The organism is Rheinheimera hassiensis, from assembly GCF_022436675.1.
Lineage (GTDB): Bacteria > Pseudomonadota > Gammaproteobacteria > Enterobacterales > Alteromonadaceae > Alishewanella > Alishewanella hassiensis.
The window spans coordinates 501,852-525,943 of the sequence record NZ_JAKUJZ010000003.1; the positions used below are offsets into that span (position 1 = coordinate 501,852).

Genomic DNA, 24,092 nt, shown 5'->3' on the forward strand with positions numbered 1-24,092 from the left:
GGCTACATTATGCCTTGACTCGTCTTAGCCATGCTCCGGGCCAATGGGTAATATTGTTCTCCAAGTGGCTCTCATTAAACGGCCAAATAGGTTGCTCCAGACAGAACTCGGGATGGGCAGCAGCAAAATCAACAGCCGCATTACGAGGGTTGTCATGCGCCCATTCAGCTTTTCCTCTGGGGGCTGTAGTCAAATCGTACATAATACCGTCGGTGGCGACAATATAAGAATCGGTCGATACCAAATGTGCGTATGCGCCCAGCTCTGCCATCACATGTTGATAGCTATGATCAGAGTCAAGGATAATCAGTACTTTCTCATCAGGGGCGATCATGGAGCTGACTTTGCTGACTAACGTTGACTCAACCGAACTGCCCTCAAGTAAAGTAATGCGATGGAACAGAGGATGTTTCTCAATTTCAACCCTGTTATGGTGCCGAATGTCTATATCGATCCCTATCACCCGGCCTTTGCCGATAGCCTGCATTAAGCTTGCATAAAAAATCAGTGAACCGCCATGCGCAACGCCTGTTTCAATAATTACATCCGGTTGAATGGCATAGATAACTTCCTGAATTCGTAACATATCTTCCGGTAGCTGTATAACAGGACGGCCAAACCAGCTAAAGGTGTATTGATACTTTTGATCCCAGCCAACCCTTACCCACTGACGGGAAATAACTTCGAAAGCTTGTTTAGAATACAAAGGTAAAACTTGTTCCGCTCCATTATCGACAACAGTCAGAGTGTCCAGATCCGTATCCAATGTAATTTTCATGTAATACTCCATTCGTGCAAGGTTACGTTTAGTCCCTCTGCAGCCAGCAAGGTTTGGATTTCCTCACGATAGTTCGGGTTCATTAAAATGATATGCTCAATTGCATACTGCCTGAGCTGAGAGGGCGCGATAATTTTATGCCCGCTACCCGGAATGTATTTCCCTTGCTTATTCGGGTTAATGTCAACTACAGCATCTATCAATTGCCCAGACGTATCAACCAAATGTGCTAAGGTTGCGCCTTTAGCACCTGCGCCCCACAATGCAACGTTGCCCTGTCTTTTTAACTCAAGCAATAAGCTGGTCAACTTAGTCTGCAACTGCTGATCGGCCTCTTTATATGCTTTAGCCAAGTGCACTGTATTCGTTGCATTAGTGGAGACCGTTTTAGGTGTTTTATTTGTTGCTTCCAACCACAGATATTGCCCGTTAAATACATGATGAACAGAATTAACCGAGAAGCCTGCCAATTCAAAAGCAGTGCGTAGAGAAGATACACTGAACAATGAGCAATGTTCATAAAAAAAGTCCCAAACAACTTTATTGCTTAAGATCCAATCAATACAAGGCGTTTCGAAATAAATACGAGCATCAGGATTGCTGATTACGGCGCGTTGAATAGTTTGCAAAAACGGCAAAGGATCTGGCACATGCTCTATAACATGGCGGCATATTACGACATCTGCCTGTATGTCAGTACAACTGTCGTCATAGTAACGTCGTCTGAAAATTAATCGTCCGTCCAAGCTCGTTTCTGGACCGACATAACTGGGATCAAAGCCATAGCCCCTTATATTAGCGTCAGGGTATGACACTAATTTCTGCAAAAAGTGGCCTTTGCCGCACCCAACTTCCACTACGGTACAATTACGTACCCCTTGCTGTTCAACCAGTTGCTCAACCAACTCATCCAGATAACGTTCGAAAATAGCAGAATGGCTCTGAGTATTATCGTACTGATCTCCGTATGCCAAAAGGTTTAGGTCAAAGCCACTGTTATATACAAAACCACAGTTTAAACAGAGCCGCAGTAGCAGTTCGCCTTTAGCGCAATTTTCTGCCTGATACTGAGTCGCCATCATCAAGTTCTGGTGCACAGGTACCTGATGCCGCTCCAACAGACATTCAGTATCAACCGACGAACAAACCGGGCATAGACAGTTTGGCAACATTACGCCTCCGCTAGCAATTGAGAGAGCCCCGCAGGCACACTGAATACAGGTCTCCAGCCAAGCGAACACAACTTACGATTTTCGCCGGCCAGATATCTGGGTTGTTTGCCATTCACCACTGCAACCTGGTACCAGGGCGAGGGGTCACGACCTAAATAGCTACTAAGATGTTCAACAACTGTTTTTAACTGCAGCGGTGCTGAGCTACAAATATTATATTCACCACTTTGATTCGATTTGAGCAGTGTAAGTAATGCCGCCGCTACATCACTGACATGAATAAAATCACGATACGCCTCCAAATCTACAGTAAAGGCTTCTGTATTCTGAGATAATGCCCGGATTAGTGATGGAATTATTCTACGTGAATCCTCACCTGCACCATAAGGTAGAAATACCCTTCCCCAAATACAACTCACATGGTGTTGTGTACAATATGCTCGCATCAGCCTGCGAGTCGCATCCTTTGCCACGCCATACAGCGTTGCTGGCAGTATAGGTGTATCAGTTTCGTCACATAACGTCTCTGACCAACCATATTCTGCACAGGTGCCAGTGACAACCAAATGCTTACCGCCTGCATTAACAAAGGCTTCCAGCAAGCGACAGCTCGCGTAGACCCATTGAAAATTCAATGGGGATTGCCAGAAAAGGCCGTGTTCCGCGTACCATGCCAGGTGCAGTAAATGACTACATTCTGCCTTGCTGATCTTTAGGCTCAGCTCATTATCAGTTAATAAGTCTGACGAGATAAATTGCTCCGGAGAAAGTGCATCAGGTTTGGTTTTACCTAGTACGATGAACGGTATTTGCTGCTGTTGCAACACAGCCAAAACATACCGTCCGATAAAACCTGTTGCCCCCGTAAGCAGAACTTTCATAAGATTCTCAGTTCTGGAACTGCGACCACAAACCTTACTCCCCTTACGGCCATGTTTTGCAACTGCGTCGTAATTTCAGATGTAATGTTCCATGGCAGTATAAGGATGTAGTCCGGCTTTTCCGCCAAAAGCAATTGAGGATTCTTTATCGGGATATGGCTGCCAGGCATAAATTTTCCTTGCTTGGAAGGCGCGGCATCATAAACCACGGGAATATCTGCCACCGTAATACCAGCGAAATTAAGCAAAGTATTACCTTTGGCCGCTGCACCGTAAGCCAGAAGAGTTTTGTTTTCACTTTTGCATTGGCTGACAAAGGCTTTAAGCTCATCCGCTATTCTTCGAACATGCTTTTGAAAGTTAATATAAGGCTGTGCGGTCTGTAATCCTGCTTTTTCTTCTTCCTCGAGAACAAGCGCAACCGAACTATCAACCTGATAATGACTATCAGTATGGCTCAACCAAACCCTTAGGCTTCCGCCATGTGTTAATAGTTTTTCCACATTTATAATGCGTAAACCCGCTGCAGAAAAGACATTTTGAACGCTGTACAAAGAAAGGTAAGAGTAATGTTCATGGTAGATGGTATCAAACTGATGCAATCTGAGAAGGTTAAGCAGATGCGGGAACTCAATGCTAACCTGCCCCTCAGCAGCCAATAGTTTCTTGATCCCCTTAGCAAAATCATTAATGTCCGGCACATGCGCCAGTACATTATTGGCTATGATCAAATCAGCCTGACGATATTGCTGACATAATTTTTCAGATAGCTCTGTCGTAAAAAACTCAGAAACAACCTCTATGCCCAGCTTTCTTGCAGCCTCAGCTGTTGCTTGCGTCGGCTCAATGCCCAAACATGGGATGGCTTGAGCAAGATAATTCTGCAACAAATAACCATCGTTTGATGCGATCTCAACCACGAAACTATTCGAATCTAATGCTAATTGTTGAATCGAACTGTCTGCAAACTGCCTGGCATGAGCTAACCAGCTAGCGGATGTCGATGAAAAATAAGCATAGTCAGCGGTGAACAGCTCATCAGCCTTTGTGAAGTCTTCAGTTTGCACCAACCAACAGTGCTGACAAACCCAGACCTTAAGCGGATACGCTTTTTCATTAGCAAATTGCTCAGCACCAGTTAAATACGCATTCGAGGGCGGCATTATCCCCAGGTCAACCATAGGTAAGGAAAGCTCACACTGACAATGTCGGCATCTCATAACATAATTCCGTCAAAACTGTGACCGAGCAGCGGAAAGTTAGCATCTCGTTCTGATAATAGTGTTATCGGCAAAGGCCAATTTATTTTTAGTACAGGGTCATCCACCCGGCAGCCGCCTTCGTACTGCGGCTGATAATCTGCGGTATGCAAATACAGTAACTGGCTATCGTCCTCAAGTGCTTGAAAACCATGAGCACAGCCAGGTGGAATAAGCAGCATATTATTGCTTTCTGCTTCTAATTCGATACTAACGTGCTGACATAACGTCGGTGAGCCATGCCGTAAATCAACGACTACATCAAATACTTTGCCTCTTATACAGCGTACCAATTTGTACTCCGCTGCAGGAGAGTGTTGAAAATGTAAACCCCGCGTCACGCCTTGAAGCAGATTAACAGAGTGGTTGATCTGCCGGATAACAGCACCACCCATAAACAATTTTAATGTTTCGGCACAAAACCAGCGGCTGAAAAAACCTCGTTCGTCGCTAAAGCGTTCTGACGTAATGCAGTACACTCCATTTAGCTTTGTTTTAGCTGCGGTTAGCTGTTGGCCCATACTAACCCCTGTTGTTTTGCATCTTGGCAATACTGTCGCAATTGATCACCTGTAATAACCAACTTATGGTTATAAAAATTCCGATACCACTGTGCGGTGTAATGTGCACTTTGTTCAAAACGCCATACAGGCCGCCAGTTTAGCTGACGCTGCGCTTGTTCACTGTCTAACATTAGAAATGACATTTCATTAGGTTGTGGCTCTGACTCAGCCTGCCAGTTAAGCGCAGGCCAGTGTTGCTGCATTTGTCGGAGCACCACCTCTACCGTTGCGCACTCAGAAGTATCAGGCCCAAAATTCCAAGCCGCAGCTCTGCCTGACTGTCCAAGCAAAAGGCCTTGCGCCAGACAAAGATACCCTGATAACGAATCAAGGACGTGTTGCCAAGGCCTCACAGCTTCGGGGTAACGAACTTTTAATGGGGAACCGGCGTGAGAGGCCCTGACAATATCAGGAATTAGTCTGTCTTCAGCCCAATCGCCTCCGCCTATAACATTGCCGGCTCTGGCACTGGCTAACAATATTCCCTGTTGTTCAAAAAAGCTGCGTCGGTAGCTTTGGATCACCAGTTCACAGGCAGCTTTAGATGCACTGTAAGGGTCATGACCACCCAATGGATCCTGTTCTGAAAAATTAACACCTTTGTTATTGTTTTCGTACACTTTATCCGTCGTAACTGCAACGATGGCTTTTACAGATGATATCGAACGGCAGGCTTCCAGCACATTAACTGTTCCCATCACATTCGTTTGCCAGTTATCTGCGGGGGCCCGATAAGACGCCCTGACCAGAGGCTGCGCAGCTAAATGAAATACGAGTTCAGGCTTGGTTTGCTGCAGAAGCGATTTCATCATCTGAGCGTTGTTGATGTCTGCCTCAACACTGTTGATATTCAAATTCAACAACTGCCAGTGATTAGGATACGTAACCGGCTGCAAAGAGACACCTGTCACATCTGCACCAAGGCGCTTTAACCAGTAAGCCAACCAACTACCTTTAAAGCCGGTATGGCCTGTCAGCAGTACTTTTCTACCGTTAAAAATACCGTTAAATAATGACATTACCATACTTTCCAGGGCGCTTTATCTTGTTGCCATAAATGGTCAAGCTGGTTTTTGTCACGCAATGTATCCATCGCATGCCAGAAACCTTTGTGTTGATATGCATTTAATTGCCCCTGGCTGGCTATCTTCATAAGTGGCTCAGTTTCAAAACTATCTGCGTCGCTACTCAGGTAATCAAACACCGAAGGTTCCAGTACGAAAAACCCCCCGTTTATCCATGCACCATCACCAGCGGGCTTTTCCTGAAACTGCTGCACAAGGCCAGCACTGATATCCAGGGCACCATAACGCCCCGGAGGCTGAATAGCAGTTACCGTGGCTTTCTTGCCAGAGGCTTTATGCTTAGTAATTGTTTCCTGAATATTAATATCTGAAACACCATCCCCATAGGTAAAACAAAAAGTCTGATTTCCAACATACTCCCTGACACGCCTTAAACGCCCACCAGTCATACTGTGCTCGCCAGTATCTACCAAAGTTACGCGCCAAGGTTCGACATGTTTCTCATGAACCTCCATTGTGTTTGAGCGCATATCAAAAGTGACATCTGACATATGCAAGAAATAATTAGCAAAATACTCTTTGATGATGTATCCCTTGTAACCGAGGCAAATCACAAAATCATTAATACCATGAGCAGAATAAATTTTCATGATATGCCACAGAATAGGTTTGCCACCAATTTCAATCATAGGCTTGGGACGCAGATGCGATTCTTCACTGATACGAGTACCAAAGCCCCCCGCAAGAATAACTGCTTTCATAAGCTGATTGACTCTCCTGCCATTTTATCGACTACAAACTTTAACCGGAACATAGCTTTATAAACCTATGATATATAAATCAAAATGCATACATCTGACTGGCTTTTGCAGTATAAGGAGTTAAGTCACTCTGCATAGATGCAAAGTGATGATCCGTCATTGCCACCAGTAGCTCTACTCTTTGCCAGTCTTCAACCATTAACTCAGCCGCAGGGCGGCTATCACCAAACATAGTATTGACACGCTTGGTTTTATCTATCAACGTGATACCAGCAAAATTCTTGCCATGATGACCAATGAAAAACTCGGTATAGGCGTTCACGCCAACCAAAGCCACATACCGAATATTGTTACGTTGGCAATACTGTACCAACCTGGAGCATCTGGACTGTAGTTGATACAACTGACGGTACTGCTGATAACAATAATACGGGTGATATAACCATGCCAGTAACTGATATTGGTCAAAATCAGGCTCGGGCCAGGTTTTTAAGCGCTTATGGGTCAGGATATATGCAGCATAGGCTGCAGTTGCTTTTAAACTGAAAAACCGCCGGTAAGCAATCAGGAATTCACGCGAAAACTGGTAGTTAAGATCTCTCGACACCATACCGACATTTCCTTCTGCAATATGCCGCCAGGTTAATGCTGCAGGTATAAAACCGATGTAAGAAAGAGCCGCGGTAGCTCTGAGTACAAAATCCCAGTCTTGATGGCCTTTTAGCTGCTCATTGAAACGGGTACTTTTTGCGTGTTCAGCTTCAACAGTGATACAACTAGACTGAATACCGCCGTAGCGATTGACACAAAATGAATACTCAGCAGCCGTTTGACCTATTTGTATCGGCTGAAGAGGTAAAGCTGGCTCGGGGTTGTTATTACGCACATTCGAGTAACGATGATAAAACAGTTTGCAGCCTGTATGCTGTTTGATAAATTCTTTGCACTGACTTAGCTTGGCAGGCAACCATTCGTCGTCGGAATCAAGAAAACAGATATATTTGCCTGTTGAGGCTAAAATTCCCTGATTTCTGGCATAAGCACCATTGTGGTTTTCCCGATAGGCAATCAGCTTGAGCCGGCTATCGTTTAGCTCACTCACCAACTCGGCAATAGCTGTGCTTATATCTGGCGCAGATCCATCATCTACTATCAAGACTTCAAAACTCTGATAATCCTGTGCCCGTACCGATTTCAAAGCTCTGCGTAACGGATCTACCCGGTTAAATACCGGGATCACTACGGAAAAAACAAGTTCCCGCTCGATAACACTCATGCTTTATGGCAAACCAGAATGGTAAAGGCGCCTTCATGACCGGGTTCAACCACGCCACCATGCGGATCTTTTTGCTGATACCGAGCAGCCACCTTGAAACCTGCAGCACGCACCAAGTCAACAAACTCCTGTACTGTATAATGCCGGATATGATACTGAAACTTCTCAGCATCAAAAGGCATGACATCCTGATTTGGCGTAGAGACAATCAAGGTTCCACCGACTTTCAATAGCTGATGGAATTTCTGCAATAATTCCAGATCGAACGCTACGTGTTCAATTGTTTCAAAGGATACTACAGCATCAAAAGTTTCAGCTTCTAACTCCAGCAATCGGGCATCAGCTTGAATAAACTCAGTGCCTTCGGATGCATAATGTTGTCTGGCATATTGGATAGCGCCTGTGTCTATATCTACACCAACTACCCTGCATTTCAACGCATCAGCCAGTAATGCTGAACCATAGCCTATGCCGCAGGCTAAATCCAAAACTGCTGAAGGTTGCAGCAGTACAAGCTGATCTTTAGCAAAAGTATAACGATTAATATGATCAGGGCGGATCCCCGCTAGGCTTTTGGCGATTTGACGTTCGCCTCTTTGCATCGTTTTTAGCCCCTGCCCGATCAGGATCCCAGCAGAAACCTTTACGGCCACCTCTGTAAAACCTGCTCTTTCAAGCAGAAAGTGTAACCGGTCACTGCTGTAAGCTGATTTGAATGTGTCCGGGTACGCCGAATCATAAGTCGTTTGTGTCGGGTTACCTAACTTCTGTGGGCCAAATAATCTGGCAAAAGCTTGCCGGGCATCTGAGTCCGGCGAGCGAATACTATTTTCATCCCATACAGCATTTTGCCATTGCAAAACGACTGTATCAAAATCCTCACATATAATTTCTATAGTTCCGCCTATCTGCAAAGTGTTAAATACATCCAGCAACACGGTGTCGGCTTCCATGGTGGTCAGATACTGCAACACGTGCTCAAGCCGGATGTGTCGGACATTCTCATAACAGCGGGACAACTCCCAGCCAAGAACAGACAGGCTCTGACGCCCGGAATTCTCATATACCAGAACAGAAGGCGCTTTATCGATACAGATTTTAAGCTGTAATTCAGTCATAGAATAAATGTCCAAGATTGGAAAAACGTACAAGTTTGGCTTGTTCAGGTCCAAATTCTGTTGTGCGGTACTGCCGGGCAATTATCGCTTGAACAACACGTAGCGGGTCAGCCCTGTTGTTATTTAACAAGCAATCTCCATCTACTTTAACCTGTTTGCCGAACAAAGCCGCCTCAAATAACACTGATGAATTAATTCCTCTGACCAAAGCAGCGTCGGCAATCAGATCTAGCGTATCTGCAGAGCTAACAGCTGCACCATAAAATTCATAGTTACTTGCATATAGGTCTTTGGGATGCACCTTAAAAATAACTTTATCAGAACCATGCTGCGACAAGACAAAATTTATATATTGCTGCATACCGTTAACGAAACGAGAGTGGTTCTGTATATTGGTATCGGAAGCAATTTGCAGTGGCACAAAAACGTAGCCTTTATCCCGGTTTTGTCTAGCCCGAAAAAGTTGATAACGGTAGTGCTGTGTCATTTCAACATCAAGCGCTGTTAACCAACTCAAATCATCTGCTCGTAACTGAGAGGCCAGATTAACGCCAGTTTTATCAAAGTAGAAATGTTCAGCCTGCGGAAAAAAACCACACTCCGCATAGGTGACAGGAACAGTATTTAACTGACATTGTGCCAGAAAATCTTGATAAATACGCTGGCTGCCATTCCAGACTATGACGGCCCTTGCCTGACGAAGTAAATCACTCTGATGTTCCTCCAGAGGATGAACACAACGCCAGCTCAACCCCTTTTCTGTCAGATGTTGGCGTACTGGAGACAGCCACTGAGCTTCGCTAACCGCGGTGCCGATACCACAAAACAGGACATCGACCGTGTTGTCGCAGGGATAATCCAAAGCAGGAGATTGAACCCCAAATTTGGCACATTGCACAATATCGCTGACATCAATAAACCGTTGTCCGGCTCTAAGATGAGGCTGCCAACGTTCGATTATTTCCAGTTGAAAGGTATCAGTCCCCAGCACAAGATAGTCGACGTCGCTAATTGCCTGCTCAGGTTTGTTAGCGTCGAGCAAGGCCTGGGGTAAACGGGTATTTGTTTGCTGCAAAGTGTTCAGCAAAATTTGCACAAACCCCCCTGAGCCAATAACTGCATAGTCATGCTGATTTAACTCAGCGAGACGCCAGCAGCGTACCCCGCTCATATCGGTTTTCCATGCTGTTCAAATAGCTGCTGGCTGATTTCCAGTGCATTAGCCACTGCGTCATCCATATTAAAGTATTTATACTCTGCCAGCCTGCCAAGAGGAATTAGCTGAGGATATTGTGCCGACAGCATTTTGTACTTTTCGAACCGCTGCTGGTTATCCGCAGTAAATACCGGGTAGTAAGGAATATTTCTTTCAGGATCGTTTTTATCGTAATCCTGAGGGTATTCAGTAACGATGGTGGTGCTATCTGATGGTTCAGCCAGAATATGTTTAAACTCGGTAATACGGGTAAAGTCAGGCGCATTAGGGTAGTTAACGGTGGTTGCCGTCTGAAAATAAGGGCAATCAAGCTGCCGGAATACAAACTGTAACGATCGGTAAGGCAATTCACCAAACTGATAAGCAAACAGCTGATCAAGCATACCGGTGTAAATCAGTTTGCCATTAAAAAGTTCGCCATCCAGCCAGATTTGCCCCTGTTCCAGTTTGATCCTTTGCAAAGCATTCTGCTGTAGCTGCACATTAATATTTTGATGTGACAATAAACGGCTAATCAGTGCCGTGTAACCTGCAGCTGGAATCGCCTGGTAGTTGTCGTGAAAATAACGATCATCACGGCTTAATACCACCGGCACTCTGGCAAGTACTTCAGGGGCAATGTCTTCTGCTTTAATACCCCATTGGCGCATGGTGTAATTGACAAAAATATTCTGGTAAATCCAGTCAGCTAATTCACGTAGTTCTGGGTCGGCAGTCTCTCGTAGCTTAAGAATAGAGACTCGGGTTCCTGCGCCATATAAATCAAGCAGCTTTTTCTCCAGCGCAAGCGCTTGTTCTGCCGGATATACCAGATGTAGCGAGTTAAGGTTAAAAGGCAAAGGAATTAACTGTTCCCCTACTCTGGCCAATACCTTATGCTGGTATGAGTGCCAGGCGGTAAAACGTGACAGATACTCCCACACTAGTGGTTTAGAAGTATGAAATAAATGCGGACCGTATTGATGTACTGTTATGCCTTGTTCGTTCTTCTTGTCAAAACAGTTGCCCGCTACATGCGAGCGTTGCTCCAGCACCAACACCTTCCACCCCAGCTCGCCAGCGAGCCGCTCTGCCATTACTGCACCAGAAAAACCTGAGCCAACAACAATGGCCTGATAGGTGCTCATGATAACCAACCCAACAACTGTTTTACCTGCTCAGGCTGCTGCCGTTTTTGATAAGCGTCAGAATGCCTCTTATCAAAGAACTGCGAGTTCACGGCTGATAATTCAATCATTTGCAAGAACAAATCGGGTTCACCCGCTCGTAAAAAATATAATGCTGCAGAAAAATACACATGATTGATGCCAAGCTGGATAACTTCGTCAGACACACCAAACTGTTTACCTAAACGACAAGCCGCTGCCAGTTCATCGGTCACTTTTAACCGGCGTTGGTGGCTTTGTTGTGTCTGAGCACCAAAGCTATTGCTATGAATACGATAACGCCCTAACGGTGTATTCAGCCTGTCTATGCTGCCCCCCAGTAAACCAACATTCATAATCTGCCATGGGAAATCACAAATAATCTGGCAGCCATGTTGTAGCGTCTGAAGTAAAGATGCATGGCGGCGAAACATTATGCTGCTGGCTTGCAAAAAGACGGTATACCGAATCAGATGGGTAATATCTGCTTGCTGCGGAATATAATGGTAATTGTAATATTCGCTGGAATACCATTTCAAACGCTGACCTGTTGCACTATCGAACATCTCTGACTCATGATAAACCATGCTACAGCTGGGGTGCTGCTCCAGGTAATTTACCTGCTGCTGTAATTTTCCCGGTAAGGCGATATCATCACCATCAAGATAAGCAATATACTGGCCTTTAGCCGTTTCGAGCAGGCGATGCATCGTTCCTACCAGCCCGAGGTTAATCTCATTGCGTAGCACTACCAGATTGGCAAAAGCCGGTTGCAAATAGCAAATAACATCATAAGTGTTGTCAGGCGAGGCATCATCACAAACAATAACCTCAAAATCAAAATCTGTCTGCTGAGCAAGAATACTTAACAAACATTCGTGTATGTAGGGCGCCAACTTATATGCTGGAACAATAACAGATAATTTCATAGATGCTCTCAGATCTGAAAATCCCATCGTCAGGTGTTTTATCGGCCAGTCTGACTATCAGCTTTAGCGTTCTTTGCTAGAGAGCGACCTGTGTAGTATCAAACTTAAATGGCTCGGCAATAAACTCCTCAACCGCTTTTTGCAGATAGTCGCGCCACACACTAAGTACCTGATTAAAGCGTCGGAGTTGCTCTTCTGAGTCGTTTACAGGTAGCAGTTTAGTTAACACACTTAGGAAATACATAGTACTGCCGTTGAATAGCAACATGGTCAGATTACCTTTTTGCTGCACGGAGCTACGCAAATGCAACCATTGTTGGCTGATAATATCGCGGGCCTCCGCCAATGACGCAACAGGAGTTTCAATCAATTTGCACCACTGATCTATCGTCATTCGTAAATATTCCAGATTGTAATGCTGCAAAATATTCTCAACACTCGAGGAGTAGTGTTGATAAAACAGTACATTAAACATGTCGTTAAGAAGCTTTGCTGGCTGATCCGGTACATCACGCAACAAAATATTGTCTGGTAGAAGTGGCGTTGCCCCGCTAATTCTTGCGCCATTACTGCAATTGTATACATCAGTTTTTTGCTGATGAGCGGCAATTACGTCTTCAATCAAGCGGCGCGAAACATCAAACTCCGGTTTGGTATATACCGTAGGCTGAAAGTTACCGGGGATAGGAATACCATCACCATGCATTTTTTTATAGTTGTAAACCTCTTTGCCATCAGCTTTGTAGTATGCCGAGTGCTTAGAATGGTGCTGCGACACATTTGCATAACCTAAATCAACACCAAACAAATAAATATGCTTAAAACCGGTTTTTAGTACAAAGTTTACCACTAAGTTTGACACTGTTGGGTAAGCAAACTCTAACGCCTCGGTATCAAACCCTGCTTGTTTAAGGGTAGACTGAAATAATACCGTAGAGGCTTCACCTTCTTTAAATACCAGATATACATCCTGAAATAACGCTGCAGTATCAGGATGAATACCATTTACAGATAACAACTTGATGCTTTTCAGATAGTCGCGATCTGGCACCTGTGTAACCCAGTCGTAGGTTGAACGGTTTTGCTCTATTTCTGCATGAATGTCGGGTTTAATGCCTAACGTATACAGTGCTTTAAGCGCAGTACCGCAACTGATAAGCATAACCTTGTCGCGATATTCCCGAATGTATTCTATACAGTCATCAAGGCTTGGCCCATTACCGACAATAAAAACCGGGATATTTTGCGCAGCGTACACAGGTAATGTTGTAAGGTTTTTTAAGAAATGATGATTGGCTTGCATGCTGTGTGCTGTATGGGCAATGCCATAACGCACATGATCAAAATACTCTCCTAATGCCAGAATAACTCTTAACTGACTACGTAACATGCGTACAGCTTGAGCAAGCGCTGGTGTGTAGTAGCTGGTCATCATATAAGTATCAGCTATCGCATAAGCACCACTATGATAAAATTGTTCAGCAAAGTCAGCGAAATACTCCTGACCGGTTCCGCCGATATTCAGATAAACCCGGCGGCCGTTTTTATCTGCGGTTTCCAGCACCCCGGCCCAATCGGTAACATACAAGCTGGCATAAAAGAAATCAGTGTTAGGTTCGCAAAGGTATAAATTATTTACCTCATGTTGCTGTAACAACAGCTCCAGATGGCACCCCAGCACTATGCCAAATACAATTAAAGAATTAACCTTGCCGGGTAATTCCTGTTGATGATGCTCAATGTCAGCGAATATTGCCTGTAACTCTTTTATCGCCTGATAATGCACATAATGACGAAACTTCCAGGTTACGGTTTGATTAACCATGATGTCGTCTTTTGCTGGTTGCTTTATAAACTGCTGTATTAACTCGGCAGATTCGTATTCAATATCCAGATAAAACGTAGCCTGACGCCGAATGTGCTGCACATTAACAGAGCCGTCGCTTTGATTGATAAGCTGCCACCGCATTGGTTGGTATGCAATAAAGTTCTGGTAGACGTCTGGATACAGCTTTGCAATTGCTTGCATATTCCGCTCAAAACAGAGCCTCTGCTGTGCTGTATATTCAGTGCTGTAAACCTGGTTTGCCAGAATATTCCCCGGACGCTGAGGTAAAAAATCCTGAGCATGTTCAAAACCTAGAAACTGGTAGCCGTGTTTAAACAATTGTTGTGGTTTACCGGAGTTTGTTGTCAAAAATTCAAACACTTCGTCACTAACTTTATGAGCAATATGTCGATATAAATACACTTTTTGCATATCGGCAGATAAAGATAGCAGCTCAGCCAAATCTGCAGTGACACTCGTACCGCTATTACCTATCTGAAATGAGATTTGCGTACCTAAAGCCTCTGCTAGCTCAAAGATTTCTGTCCAATCAATAGCCTGAACAGAGCAGAGTAAAAAATCGGCTTCTGGCTCATAAATAACTAAATATTTAATTCGTACATTACGCAGTAACTCTGCAATGTGGTGACCAAGCCCTATACCAAACACCATAATGGTATCAACAGCTACTGGTAGTGCTTCAGTTTGAAGTTGCTGGTTGGCTAATTCAGCTGTTGAAGTAAGGCTGGTATAAGGCGCATACTGCCAAAAGCTCTGTGCTTCTGCTACAGCTTCGTCTGAAGGGCGCTCGCCGTATAACACCCGCCCCGTAGTACAATCAGTAATATTCATCTCACCGGCGCGTGTGCAGAATATAAAATACTGTGTAGCAACACCTTGAAGTAACGGAAGTAAAGCAGGCTGATACTTTCGAAATGCAGCGATATTTTGTGGCAAGCGTTGCTGAATGTGTGCAGAGAGGTGCGTTTCAAGCTGTTGCTGCTGTAGTTGATCCTGCAACAACTGATTATTTATATATTTAAGCATAACGGCCTTATCGAATTATACTAATTATTCTCGCTGTAGCCCTGCTTTGCTTTTTTACCTTTTTGGATTGTGATTAATTCAGCAGCAACAGCCAGTTTTGCTGCTGACAGTTTATCTATAAAAGTATTCAGCCAGTCAAGGTTTGTCTGAAGAAAACCAGCATATTCCGCTGTCGTCATTTGCCCTGGCTGAGCGTTACTTATGTGCTGGTTATAGATCTGCGCCAAAACCTCTAATTCTTCTACCGGTACAGTGCTCTCAGTTAGTAAAGTATCCATCTGAGCACGCAGTGTTGAAGCTAGCAGAGTTGGTTCAGGCTCAGACATCAGGCACCTACAGCCATTGGTTGTTGTTTCTGAGCCTGCAGTTGATAACCTTTTTCCCTGTCAGCAACCGGTATTTGATCCCATGCTGATTTAACCGTCAACAAAATTCCCAGTATATCGTTCAACTTATCAAGACTGCTTTCACGACTGGCTAGCACAAGGTGGTTTATCATAAAGTCGTATAAAGACCAAAGATTTTCAGATATCTCGCCACCTGCATCCATATCTAAAGAACCCTGTAATGCACTAATGATGGCCATGGCTTTAGAAATAGTGGCTGATTTAACAGCAAAATCTTTGCGTTCAATAGCGCCCTTAGCTTTAGCGATATTTTCCAGCGCGCCCTGCATTAGTAGCTGGATCACACGATGCGGATCCGCAACGGCTAAATCATCTTTAATACCCACAGCTTTATACGCTTTCACACCATAACTCATATCAGATAACCTCTTAAATCAGCTAAGACTTATTTGTATTAAACCCAGGTAAGCTAGTAAGCTGAGACGTCACAGCTGAAGCAGTTCTTTGCATACCGCCTAACAGTGAATCCAGCGCTACATATCTTTTACGCAGGCTTTTTTCGTAGTTATCCATATATCGGTTAGCAGCCTCTAAAGCTTTAGCATTATCTTCAATTTGTTTTTTCAGCGATTTTTCTCGAACGTCAATAACGCCGCCGCCTTTATTAAAATCAGTAATAAAAGAGTCTATCTGTGTTATCAGCCCGTTATCGCCACCAAACACTTTAGCAATACTGTCGAAGTTTTCGTTCAAGGCTGCATCAAACCTCGACTTACCGGATTCGCTGCCAAATTCTGTACTGGTGGATATTTCCAACTTACCGTTTTTGTCCATGGTAATACCCAGTGCATACAAAGTAGACAGCCCACTATCTGCGTCATCTATATTACTGCCCAGCATTCCTCTTAGCTGCCCCATAATATTACGGGGCAAAGAATCGCCGGCAAGTGCACCACCTTCGGCAGTTACGGTTTTGCCATCAGAGCCCAACGTTCGAAACTTAGTCAGGTTATTAACCTGATCGACTAAAGCATTGTAACTTGTTATAAAAGCGTTGATATTTTCTTCAACAGCTTTCTTATCATAGGCAACATCTAAAGAAGCGTTGTTATTTTCCGGCGTTATAGCTTTAACCGTGATATCAATATCCTGAATAGCATTTTTAAACGTATTGCTGCTGCTTGTCGCAAGGATACCATCAATTTCGATGACAGCATTTTGTGCTATTTGTTTTTGCTCCATCACCTGTGTAGCACCAGTGGGCACTGTTGATATACGATCTAACTCTGCATTATTATTACTAACAACCAGATCATTACCTTCTCCGGTGATATCAGAAGTAAATACCAGTTTGGAGCCGACACCACCACCCGCATTGACAATATTGACATTGACACCAAAATTGTCGCTGCTTTCGTTAATTTTGCGGCGTAGCTCATTGAGCGTCATACCTGCGGTTACATCTATATCGAAGGTTTTGTCACCTGCGGTAAACGATAGCGTGCCATCCGTCGTACTGACAACGTCTGTTGCCGATGTAAACGCCATATCTTGCGTCTCAAAGCGGCTACCTGACGCCAAGCTGTTAACTTTTATATCAAAGCTGCCAGCTGCGGCGCGGTTTGAAACTGTAGCTTCAATGTAGGTTTTATTCTCTGTGGGTTGAACAATAGTGGCCTTACGAGTATTAAGACTTTCACCACTGAGCTTTTTGGCAGCATCCTGGAAAGCAGATAAAGCGGATTTAAGACGACTCACTCCCGAAAGAGACGACTCAAGCGTGGTTTTCTGCGTATTAATCCGGCCAAGCTTTACATCACGCTCGGTTTTAACGAAGGTTTTAACCAGCTCTTCCAGCGGTAATCCAGAAGCTGAGCCTAAAAAATTAATACCGGACATAATAACCTCTATACTTTATTGTCGATTAACAGGCCAATAGACTGCCCCATTTCTTCCTGTAACCGTTTAATATCTTGTGCAACTTTCAATAATTCTTCAGATGGTATCTGTTTTATCAGCTCGTCTGTCTCATAGTCTATCACTTTAATCACTGAACGACCTGATACGTCATCTATTGAGAAGCTTAATGACCGTTGCTCCAACGATACCGCCTGATTTACTACGTCAACGGCTTGTTGTAATTCAGTCTTACTGATTTCAGTAACAGGCTTAACTGTTTCCGATGCCTTAACCTGCTCTGGCTCAGCCTGGGCCGAACGCGTAGAGGGTTTATCAGCAACTGGTATATAGCTTGCCACTGACACATTATTTGCACTAATGCTGCTCATATTCAGCCTCCTTATCGGCGCGCAGGGTGAGAACTTTTGGCTTAATTCTCACCACTACGCGTATTAGTTTAACCCAATAAAGATAAAGCTGCCTGTGGCCGCTGATTTGCCTGCGCCAATACAGTTGTACTGGTTTGTTGCAGAATCTGCGTACGGGTCAGCTCCGCCGTTTCTTTAGCAAAATCTGTATCACGAATACGGCTGCGGGCAGCGGATACGTTCTCAGATATATTGGTTAAGTTACGAATAGTTGCTTGAAAACGGTTTTGTGTAGCACCTAAATCGGCACGTTTACCATCAACCGCTTTAATTGCAGCATCGATAGCTGTCATTGCTGCAGAGGCGCCAGTGACTACACCTCCTGTGAATGCCAAACCACCCGCACCTGCAGCCCCCAAGCCTAAACCATTAGCTGTCCAACCATTAGCGCCACTACTGGCTCTGATATTAACATTAATAAAGTCATTCGATGAGGCTTGAGCACCTACCAGTACCTTAGTAGAAAACTCGCCTGTTAAAAGTTTTGTACCACCAAACTCTGTGGTATCTGCGATACGGGTAATTTCTATTTTTAAAGAACTGAATTCTTTTTGTAAAGCGGCAACGTCATCGGCATTACTAATACCATTTTGCGCCTGAATCGCCAGCGTGCGCATACGTTGTAATGAAGTGGTCATTTCATCAAAAGCACCTTCTGCTACCTGGGCCAGTGAAATACCATCATTGGCATTACGCGCAGCCTGATCTAAGCCATTAACCTGGCTGGTTAAGCGGTTAGAGATTTGCAAGCCAGCGGCATCATCCTGCGCACTGTTAATGCGAAAGCCTGAAGATAAACGTTTAAATGCAACATCCAGTGAGTTGCCAGAATTAAATAACTGACGCTGAGCATTCAGCGACGAGGTATTGGTATTTACAAATAAAGCCATGAGTCACTCCTTAGTTGGCAGTAGCGGTGCTACGTTCAACTGATGTTTAAAATACGGTTATCCCGTTAATTGAGCCAAGCTGCAACTTGACTTAACCAGTATTTCGGCCGTGAACTCATATACTTTAGGAAAAAAATAACTTTATTTAAAATATTTTCCCCGGATTTTAAAATACTATATATATCAAGAAGATAAACCACACTGGCAGTGGTGTTATTTTAGCCCGCCAATACACTTAGTGCAGCCTGTGGTCTTTGGTTTGCCTGCGCCAGCACCGTAGTACTGCTTTGTTGCAGTATTTGCGTTCTGGTTAGCTCTGCAGTTTCTTTTGCGTAATCGGTATCCCGAAGCTGGCTGCGAGATACCGACACATTCTCGCCAATATTACTGATAGTACGCAAGGTGCTGCCAAGTATATTCTGCTGCGCTCCTAAAGCAGTTCTGACATTATCGGTAAGCATAATAGCACTATCAAGAGCGGCAATAACTGTGTGTGGCTCATCATCAGCGAAGTTAATACTATCAATATCCAGCCCGGTATCTGCAGTACTAAAGCTATGATTTAAATTAACCGTGATAGTTTGCCCTGCATTGGCACCCACTAAAAAGTTACGGTTGCCAGCCGAGCCGTCTAACACTTTTAAACCACCAAACTCAGTATTTGCCGATATTGCCTGTATTGACTCTCTAAGCGCACTAAACTCTTTTTGCAGCGCTTCAATATCATCAGCGTTATTAATGCCATTGGCAGACTGAATAGTTAATACCCGCATTTTTTGCAGTGCGCCGGTAACTTCGTCCAGGGCGCTGTCAGCGACCTGAATTAAAGAAATAGCATCACCGGCATTACGCGCGGCCTGCTCAAGCCCGCCAATCTGAGTAGTTAAACGATTTGAAATAACCAGGCCTGCGGCGTCGTCGGCAGCCCGGTTAATCTTAAAACCCGATGCCAGTTTTTCAGAACTGCTGCTTAAACCTGAAGTTGCCTGATTTAATAAACGCTGAGAGCTTAAAGACGACTGGTTAGTGTTAACAAGTAAAGACATATGCCATTTCCGTTTCGAAATTGGAAGTGCACACCCTATCGGGTATATTTATCCGTTTAAAATCTATCGGCAAAACAAGCTCTAACTTTAATTTTTTGTTTTATTTCAAAAAGATAAAGCCACCATAAGGTGGCTTTATTTTCAAGACGGATAATATTAACCCTGCAGTAAACTCAGTGCAGCCTGCGGCCGCTGATTTGCCTGCGACAATACAGTAGTACTGGTTTGTTGCAAAATCTGCGTGCGAGTTAACTCCGCAGTTTCTCTAGCAAAATCAGTATCACGAATACGGCTGCGGGCAGAGGATACGTTTTCCGACACATTTGTTAAGTTACGGATAGTCGCCTGAAAACGGTTTTGTACCGCACCTAAATCGGCACGTTTACCATCCACCTGTTTAATGGCAGCATCTATCCGGGCCATAGCTGCCGAAGCGCCAACCACAGCTCCCGCAGCAAAGCTTAAACCGTCAGCAGCACCAGCAGCACCCAAACCTAAACCTGCTGCCGTCCATCCATTAGCACCGCTACTGGCTCTGATATTAACATCAATAAAGTCGTTCGCTGAGGCCTGTGCACCTACCAACACTTTAGTAGAAAACTCGCCGCCTAACAGCTTGGTACCACCAAACTCGGTAGTATTAGCAATACGGGTAATCTCTATTTTTAATGAACTAAATTCTTTTTGTAATGCGGCAACATCGTCGGCATTACTGATACCGTTTTGCGCCTGGATGGCCAAAGTGCGCATACGTTGTAATGACGTGGTCATTTCATCAAAAGCGCCTTCAGCTACCTGCGCCAGTGAAATACCATCATTGGCATTACGTGCTGCCTGATCCAGACCGTTAATCTGGCTGGTTAAACGGTTAGAGATTTGTAAGCCTGCAGCATCATCAGCAGCACTGTTAATCCGAAAACCAGATGATAAACGTTTAAATGCTACATCAAGCGAATTACCAGAGTTAACTAATTGACGCTGTGCATTTAATGACGATGTATTGGTATTTACAAATAAAGCCATGGTGGTTCTCCTGCTACTGAGTTCGGTATTGGCAACCACCCGTTAGTTGGGCAGTTGCTATGTTTCGCGTTAATTATTTATCGGAACCGGAGAGGAAAACTTGAGTAGATTTTTTGCTTTTTTAATTTTTTAACTAATTGATTTTATTTTTAAATAAAAGCTAAAGTCGGCGGCAAAACCGCCGATAAACAGCATTTTTAACGTATGTAGTCAAACAAACTGACGCCGGACACCTTGACGAAGGTATTGGAAATAGCCTCTAGCGCAATTTCCTGCTTGGTAATTTCTGTTAGTGCCGCTGCGTAATCCACCTCAGAGATATCCGCCCGGTAGGACTTATTATTAATGGTCAAATCTTCATTGGCACCAAATACGCTGTCCAGTACATTTATCCGGCCACCAATCGTGGATAGAGCACTATCAATATTCGAGGCGGCTGAAGTAATCTGATTCACCGTATCGCCAATAATCTGGGTAAAATCAAAGTCGGATATAGCGGGGTTTTCTAGCGCTTTAATAAACTCATCTACGGTAGTCAGCATATTCTTTTTCTCTGGCGGCTGCAAAGAAAAGTCTACCTGCCCTGGCACAGCTGCTGCCCCATTTACATTAATGGATAAGCCATTAAACTGGATAGAAGCATTAGGCGTAAAAGCGCCCGTTACCGGGGGCACTAAAGCAGCGCCATTTCGCTGAATTTCATACGTCGAGGGTGCTGTCAACACCACACTGAAATCGTTGTTTGCTGGCGTCAGACTATCATAATTTTGTTTATAATAAGCATCGAACTGCCCCTGATCTGCCACCGCAATAGTGGCGCTGGTTGCGCCCCCGGCACTTATTACTGCTGGTGTAGTTTTAAAGCGGGCATCGACATTTTCAAACACAAACTTACCACTGTCATTGCCAGGCAACGCAATAGTCGGTGAAATTTGTAGTGCTTTTTGCCCATCGTCGCCCTGAAACTCATAAATACCGGTAGCGTTATTCAGGCTGTAAGTTTGTTTTTTATCCTGATAGCCGGAGAAAATATAGCCACCTTCAGCATTACGACTGTTCATTAAATCCAGCAACTCAATCTGAATGTTTTTTAGCTCTTGTGCCAGCGCGCCCCGCTCAGCCTCAGTGTAGGTAGCATTACCCGCTGCAATTGCCAACCTGGTTACACTGTCCATTGACGTACGCATATTGGTTAATACGGTCTCTTCCAGCGCCAGATTATTCTTTAGCAGCACACTATTACTCTGGAATTGCTTCACTTGTTCCAGATTTTGATCTAACACTAACATTTTTGCTGACGCGGCAGGATCATCAGCGGGTGTCAGAATACGGGTTTGCTTAGTCAGCTGATCCTGCGCCCGGTTCATTTTGTTCTGAGTATTTAACATACCGTCTAAGCCGGCATTAAATTTCATATTAAAAGATAATCTCATCACTACCTCACTGCCGATAATAGGGTGTCAAACACCGTTTGCGATGTAGAAATAATTTGTGCCGCTGCCGCATAGGTTTGCTGGAACCGGATCAGGTTAGATGCCTCTTCATCCAGACTAACGCCGGACAGTGATTCATACCAGGCTGTTGTTTGCTCTAATAAAGCTTTACCGGCTGCTTCATTGTTGCGGCCCTGGCTGGTGCGCTCACCAATCAGGCTAACCATATCAGCATAAGACTGATTAAAATTTACTGCATTAGCACTATCAACGCCGGACAATGGGTTTAATCTGGTTTTTTGCGCAGTTTGTAATGCTGACAACGCTAAGCCATTGCGGTTATCGTTAAACCCCCCGTCATTAAAGCTGATGCTAAAAGTATCGCCCACACTGGGAATACCTGTAACGGAGAAATCAAACCCGGGGTGAGGGTTAATACCTGATTGAGCAAAAATGTCCTGATACTGGTTCGAGCCAAAAGCCGCAGTTGCCACCGGATTACCTAAGTTGTCCACTATTTCAAAGGTATCACCGCCAACGTATGTCATAGTCCAGGGGCCGTTATTCAAGCCCGATGGCGAACCAAAACCATAATCCGGTAAAGCAGTTGGTGTAGTATCCGTTACGGTTAGCCCTTCAATCTTTGCGTTACCCAGATTATTTACTGAAAAATCGGCACGAACTGGCGACGCCAAAGCAATATCTTCGGGCCTGGTGGTTGCCAGAGTTAAGGTTCTCGATGCTGTACTTAAGGGTTTTAGTTCAAACCTGTCCCCCACAGCCGGAGTACCTGTCAGCGTTATTTCCAAACCGTATAAGTCATTACTGGCATCAGCAGAATTGATAGTAGCCGGAAAGCCACCCACTGGCACCACTTTATCTGAGCCAACAACTACTTCGCCTTTTGCATCCAGAGCCTGGATCCGCACAGCGCCAGCTTCCACAGTTAACAGAAAGTCGTTCGGAGGCAAATCTTTGCCTTTTCCTGCCTCTATAGTGACACTAACAGCACCGGCACCGGCGTTGTTGGAAAATGCAAAACCACTGCTAACCGGAAGGTTAAATAAGTTTCCGCCAATTTCACCGTTTAAGTTCATACCCAAACGGTTTTGCGTGTTCATAGCGTCGGTCATTGACAACGCTAACTGCCCAAGCCGATTCTGGGTAGGAACCAAAATTTCTTCACGAAACTTTAGCAAACCACCAATTTTCCCACCAAGGTCTTCGATGTCAATATCGCGCTCCACCGAGGTACGGCCGGACAACTGCAGTTTTAAATCACGTACAGAAGGATCCGGGCTGCCACGCAGCGAGACCAGATTAAACTCGCCGCGCTCAACCACCAACGACTGCCCCGTCGCCAGAAACACCATTTTCTCGCCATTGTCTGAATCCAGCGTACGGATCTCAACCATTTCAGATAGTTTCTGAATGGCAAGATCGCGTTTATCCAGTAAATCCAACGGCACTGGTCGGCTATTGCCGGTACCGTATGATGCGATTTCCTGATTCAGGCTGGCGATTTGCTTAATATAAGCATTGGTCTCGCTGGTGTAGATGTCCAGTTGCTGATTAACAAAATTATCCTGATCCAACACCAGGCTGGACAAGGTATTAAATTTATCCAGCAGGGCTTGAGAACTGCCAATAATTAGCTGGCGATTGGCCAGTGTGGCTGGCTCATTGTTAGCAATCTGAAACTGTTTGAATAAATCATTAACACCGGTAGCGATACTATTGGCCGGGTTCGAGAACAGGGCATCTACCCGGTTGGCTTCAGCAACATATTGCTGGGCATAGCTGTAGTTAGAAGTATCACGTCGCAGTTGTTTAAGGGTAAATTCACTGATTAAACGCTCAGTGGTGCCTTTACCTACCCCCAAACCAAGCCCCTGCGACTGAAATTCTGTGCGCTGACGCACGTAGCCTTCCGTATTAATATTGGCAATGTTGTTACTGGTGGTATTAAGCAAAGCACTGTTGGCCAGCACAGCCGAAGTACCAATCTTAAGTAAGTTATCTGACATT

At 44.6% G+C, this 24,092-nt stretch carries 22 protein-coding genes; all 22 read right to left on the reverse strand.

Features of this window, described 5'->3' with window-relative positions; all coding sequences use genetic code 11:
• Nucleotides 1–7 precede the first annotated feature (7 nt).
• Entirely contained in the window at nucleotides 8–778 is a 771-nt protein-coding gene (locus MJX74_RS08190; RefSeq protein ID WP_240222384.1) for a cephalosporin hydroxylase family protein, read from the reverse strand.
• On the reverse strand, nucleotides 775–1,857 hold the full coding sequence (locus MJX74_RS08195) for a class I SAM-dependent methyltransferase (RefSeq protein WP_240222385.1): 1,083 nt from the start codon (nucleotides 1,855–1,857) through the stop codon (nucleotides 775–777). Before MJX74_RS08195 ends, MJX74_RS08190 begins: the two co-directional genes overlap by 4 nt.
• 92 nt (nucleotides 1,858–1,949) lie before the next feature.
• A complete protein-coding gene (locus tag MJX74_RS08200) occupies nucleotides 1,950–2,831 on the reverse strand; it encodes an NAD-dependent epimerase/dehydratase family protein (RefSeq protein WP_240222386.1) in 882 nt (293 codons plus the stop codon).
• Nucleotides 2,828–4,051 (reverse strand): class I SAM-dependent methyltransferase, encoded by a 1,224-nt coding sequence (locus tag MJX74_RS08205; RefSeq protein WP_240222387.1) that lies wholly within the window; start codon nucleotides 4,049–4,051, stop codon nucleotides 2,828–2,830. The genes MJX74_RS08200 and MJX74_RS08205 overlap by 4 nt, the downstream gene beginning before the upstream one ends.
• Entirely contained in the window at nucleotides 4,048–4,611 is a 564-nt protein-coding gene (locus tag MJX74_RS08210) for a dTDP-4-dehydrorhamnose 3,5-epimerase family protein (RefSeq protein ID WP_240222388.1), read from the reverse strand. The genes MJX74_RS08205 and MJX74_RS08210 overlap by 4 nt, the downstream gene beginning before the upstream one ends.
• Nucleotides 4,596–5,672 (reverse strand): CDP-glucose 4,6-dehydratase, encoded by a 1,077-nt coding sequence (rfbG, locus tag MJX74_RS08215; RefSeq protein WP_240222389.1) that lies wholly within the window; start codon nucleotides 5,670–5,672, stop codon nucleotides 4,596–4,598. Before rfbG ends, MJX74_RS08210 begins: the two co-directional genes overlap by 16 nt.
• On the reverse strand, nucleotides 5,672–6,439 hold the full coding sequence (rfbF, locus tag MJX74_RS08220; protein ID WP_240222390.1) for a glucose-1-phosphate cytidylyltransferase: 768 nt from the start codon (nucleotides 6,437–6,439) through the stop codon (nucleotides 5,672–5,674). Before rfbF ends, rfbG begins: the two co-directional genes overlap by 1 nt.
• Before the next feature lie 79 nt (nucleotides 6,440–6,518).
• Entirely contained in the window at nucleotides 6,519–7,715 is a 1,197-nt protein-coding gene (locus MJX74_RS08225) for a glycosyltransferase family 2 protein (RefSeq protein ID WP_240222391.1), read from the reverse strand.
• A complete protein-coding gene (locus MJX74_RS08230; protein WP_240222392.1) occupies nucleotides 7,712–8,833 on the reverse strand; it encodes a class I SAM-dependent methyltransferase in 1,122 nt (373 codons plus the stop codon). The genes MJX74_RS08225 and MJX74_RS08230 overlap by 4 nt, the downstream gene beginning before the upstream one ends.
• Entirely contained in the window at nucleotides 8,826–10,004 is a 1,179-nt protein-coding gene (locus tag MJX74_RS08235) for a capsular polysaccharide export protein, LipB/KpsS family (RefSeq protein ID WP_240222393.1), read from the reverse strand. The genes MJX74_RS08230 and MJX74_RS08235 overlap by 8 nt, the downstream gene beginning before the upstream one ends.
• A complete protein-coding gene (gene glf, locus MJX74_RS08240; RefSeq protein WP_240222394.1) occupies nucleotides 10,001–11,176 on the reverse strand; it encodes a UDP-galactopyranose mutase in 1,176 nt (391 codons plus the stop codon). The genes MJX74_RS08235 and glf overlap by 4 nt, the downstream gene beginning before the upstream one ends.
• Nucleotides 11,173–12,123, reverse strand: a complete 951-nt coding sequence (locus MJX74_RS08245; protein WP_240222395.1) for a glycosyltransferase family 2 protein — start codon at nucleotides 12,121–12,123, stop codon at nucleotides 11,173–11,175. Before MJX74_RS08245 ends, glf begins: the two co-directional genes overlap by 4 nt.
• A 76-nt stretch (nucleotides 12,124–12,199) precedes the next feature.
• Nucleotides 12,200–14,998: a 6-hydroxymethylpterin diphosphokinase MptE-like protein gene (locus MJX74_RS08250; RefSeq protein WP_240222396.1), complete on the reverse strand. Its 2,799-nt coding sequence runs from the start codon at nucleotides 14,996–14,998 to the stop codon at nucleotides 12,200–12,202.
• Between the two features lie 20 nt (nucleotides 14,999–15,018).
• Nucleotides 15,019–15,324: a hypothetical protein gene (locus MJX74_RS08255; protein WP_240222397.1), complete on the reverse strand. Its 306-nt coding sequence runs from the start codon at nucleotides 15,322–15,324 to the stop codon at nucleotides 15,019–15,021.
• The gene (fliS, locus tag MJX74_RS08260) at nucleotides 15,324–15,761 is read right to left on the reverse strand and encodes a flagellar export chaperone FliS (RefSeq protein ID WP_240222398.1); all 438 of its coding nucleotides are present in this window, start codon (nucleotides 15,759–15,761) and stop codon (nucleotides 15,324–15,326) included. The genes MJX74_RS08255 and fliS overlap by 1 nt, the downstream gene beginning before the upstream one ends.
• Before the next feature lie 22 nt (nucleotides 15,762–15,783).
• Nucleotides 15,784–17,244: a flagellar filament capping protein FliD gene (gene fliD / locus MJX74_RS08265; RefSeq protein ID WP_240222399.1), complete on the reverse strand. Its 1,461-nt coding sequence runs from the start codon at nucleotides 17,242–17,244 to the stop codon at nucleotides 15,784–15,786.
• A gap of 8 nt (nucleotides 17,245–17,252) precedes the next feature.
• Nucleotides 17,253–17,633 (reverse strand): flagellar protein FlaG, encoded by a 381-nt coding sequence (locus MJX74_RS08270; protein ID WP_240222400.1) that lies wholly within the window; start codon nucleotides 17,631–17,633, stop codon nucleotides 17,253–17,255.
• 68 nt (nucleotides 17,634–17,701) lie between these two features.
• Entirely contained in the window at nucleotides 17,702–18,562 is an 861-nt protein-coding gene (locus MJX74_RS08275; RefSeq protein WP_240222401.1) for a flagellin N-terminal helical domain-containing protein, read from the reverse strand.
• Nucleotides 18,563–18,780: 218 nt separating this feature from the next.
• On the reverse strand, nucleotides 18,781–19,608 hold the full coding sequence (locus MJX74_RS08280) for a flagellin N-terminal helical domain-containing protein (RefSeq protein WP_240222402.1): 828 nt from the start codon (nucleotides 19,606–19,608) through the stop codon (nucleotides 18,781–18,783).
• A gap of 156 nt (nucleotides 19,609–19,764) precedes the next feature.
• Complete coding sequence (locus tag MJX74_RS08285) at nucleotides 19,765–20,631, reverse strand: flagellin N-terminal helical domain-containing protein (protein WP_240222403.1); 867 nt, start codon at nucleotides 20,629–20,631, stop codon at nucleotides 19,765–19,767.
• 197 nt (nucleotides 20,632–20,828) lie between these two features.
• Entirely contained in the window at nucleotides 20,829–22,064 is a 1,236-nt protein-coding gene (gene flgL / locus MJX74_RS08290; RefSeq protein WP_240222404.1) for a flagellar hook-associated protein FlgL, read from the reverse strand.
• A 2-nt stretch (nucleotides 22,065–22,066) separates the two neighbouring features.
• Nucleotides 22,067–24,091 (reverse strand): flagellar hook-associated protein FlgK, encoded by a 2,025-nt coding sequence (gene flgK, locus MJX74_RS08295; protein ID WP_240222405.1) that lies wholly within the window; start codon nucleotides 24,089–24,091, stop codon nucleotides 22,067–22,069.
• Between the last annotated feature and the right edge of the window lies 1 nt (nucleotide 24,092).

Excerpts from the sequence above, each read along its gene's own strand:
- fliS (WP_240222398.1), bottom strand. The coding sequence starts at position 15,761 with ATGAGTTATGGTGTGAAAGCGTATAAAGCTGTGGGTATTAAAGATGAT.
- MJX74_RS08190 (WP_240222384.1), bottom strand. The coding sequence starts at position 778 with ATGAAAATTACATTGGATACGGATCTGGACACTCTGACTGTTGTCGAT.
- flgL (WP_240222404.1), bottom strand. The coding sequence starts at position 22,064 with ATGAGATTATCTTTTAATATGAAATTTAATGCCGGCTTAGACGGTATG.
- MJX74_RS08195 (WP_240222385.1), bottom strand. The coding sequence starts at position 1,857 with ATGGCGACTCAGTATCAGGCAGAAAATTGCGCTAAAGGCGAACTGCTA.
- MJX74_RS08255 (WP_240222397.1), bottom strand. The coding sequence starts at position 15,324 with ATGTCTGAGCCTGAACCAACTCTGCTAGCTTCAACACTGCGTGCTCAG.
- MJX74_RS08225 (WP_240222391.1), bottom strand. The coding sequence starts at position 7,715 with ATGAGTGTTATCGAGCGGGAACTTGTTTTTTCCGTAGTGATCCCGGTA.
- fliD (WP_240222399.1), bottom strand. The coding sequence starts at position 17,244 with ATGTCCGGTATTAATTTTTTAGGCTCAGCTTCTGGATTACCGCTGGAA.
- rfbF (WP_240222390.1), bottom strand. The coding sequence starts at position 6,439 with ATGAAAGCAGTTATTCTTGCGGGGGGCTTTGGTACTCGTATCAGTGAA.
- MJX74_RS08285 (WP_240222403.1), bottom strand. The coding sequence starts at position 20,631 with ATGGCTTTATTTGTAAATACCAATACATCGTCATTAAATGCACAGCGT.
- MJX74_RS08200 (WP_240222386.1), bottom strand. The coding sequence starts at position 2,831 with ATGAAAGTTCTGCTTACGGGGGCAACAGGTTTTATCGGACGGTATGTT.
- MJX74_RS08235 (WP_240222393.1), bottom strand. The coding sequence starts at position 10,004 with ATGAGCGGGGTACGCTGCTGGCGTCTCGCTGAGTTAAATCAGCATGAC.
- MJX74_RS08245 (WP_240222395.1), bottom strand. The coding sequence starts at position 12,123 with ATGAAATTATCTGTTATTGTTCCAGCATATAAGTTGGCGCCCTACATA.
- MJX74_RS08210 (WP_240222388.1), bottom strand. The coding sequence starts at position 4,611 with ATGGGCCAACAGCTAACCGCAGCTAAAACAAAGCTAAATGGAGTGTAC.
- rfbG (WP_240222389.1), bottom strand. The coding sequence starts at position 5,672 with ATGTCATTATTTAACGGTATTTTTAACGGTAGAAAAGTACTGCTGACA.
- glf (WP_240222394.1), bottom strand. The coding sequence starts at position 11,176 with ATGAGCACCTATCAGGCCATTGTTGTTGGCTCAGGTTTTTCTGGTGCA.
- MJX74_RS08230 (WP_240222392.1), bottom strand. The coding sequence starts at position 8,833 with ATGACTGAATTACAGCTTAAAATCTGTATCGATAAAGCGCCTTCTGTT.
- flgK (WP_240222405.1), bottom strand. The coding sequence starts at position 24,091 with ATGTCAGATAACTTACTTAAGATTGGTACTTCGGCTGTGCTGGCCAAC.
- MJX74_RS08205 (WP_240222387.1), bottom strand. The coding sequence starts at position 4,051 with ATGAGATGCCGACATTGTCAGTGTGAGCTTTCCTTACCTATGGTTGAC.
- MJX74_RS08250 (WP_240222396.1), bottom strand. The coding sequence starts at position 14,998 with ATGCTTAAATATATAAATAATCAGTTGTTGCAGGATCAACTACAGCAG.
- MJX74_RS08275 (WP_240222401.1), bottom strand. The coding sequence starts at position 18,562 with ATGGCTTTATTTGTAAATACCAATACCTCGTCGCTGAATGCTCAGCGT.
- MJX74_RS08270 (WP_240222400.1), bottom strand. The coding sequence starts at position 17,633 with ATGAGCAGCATTAGTGCAAATAATGTGTCAGTGGCAAGCTATATACCA.
- MJX74_RS08280 (WP_240222402.1), bottom strand. The coding sequence starts at position 19,608 with ATGTCTTTACTTGTTAACACTAACCAGTCGTCTTTAAGCTCTCAGCGT.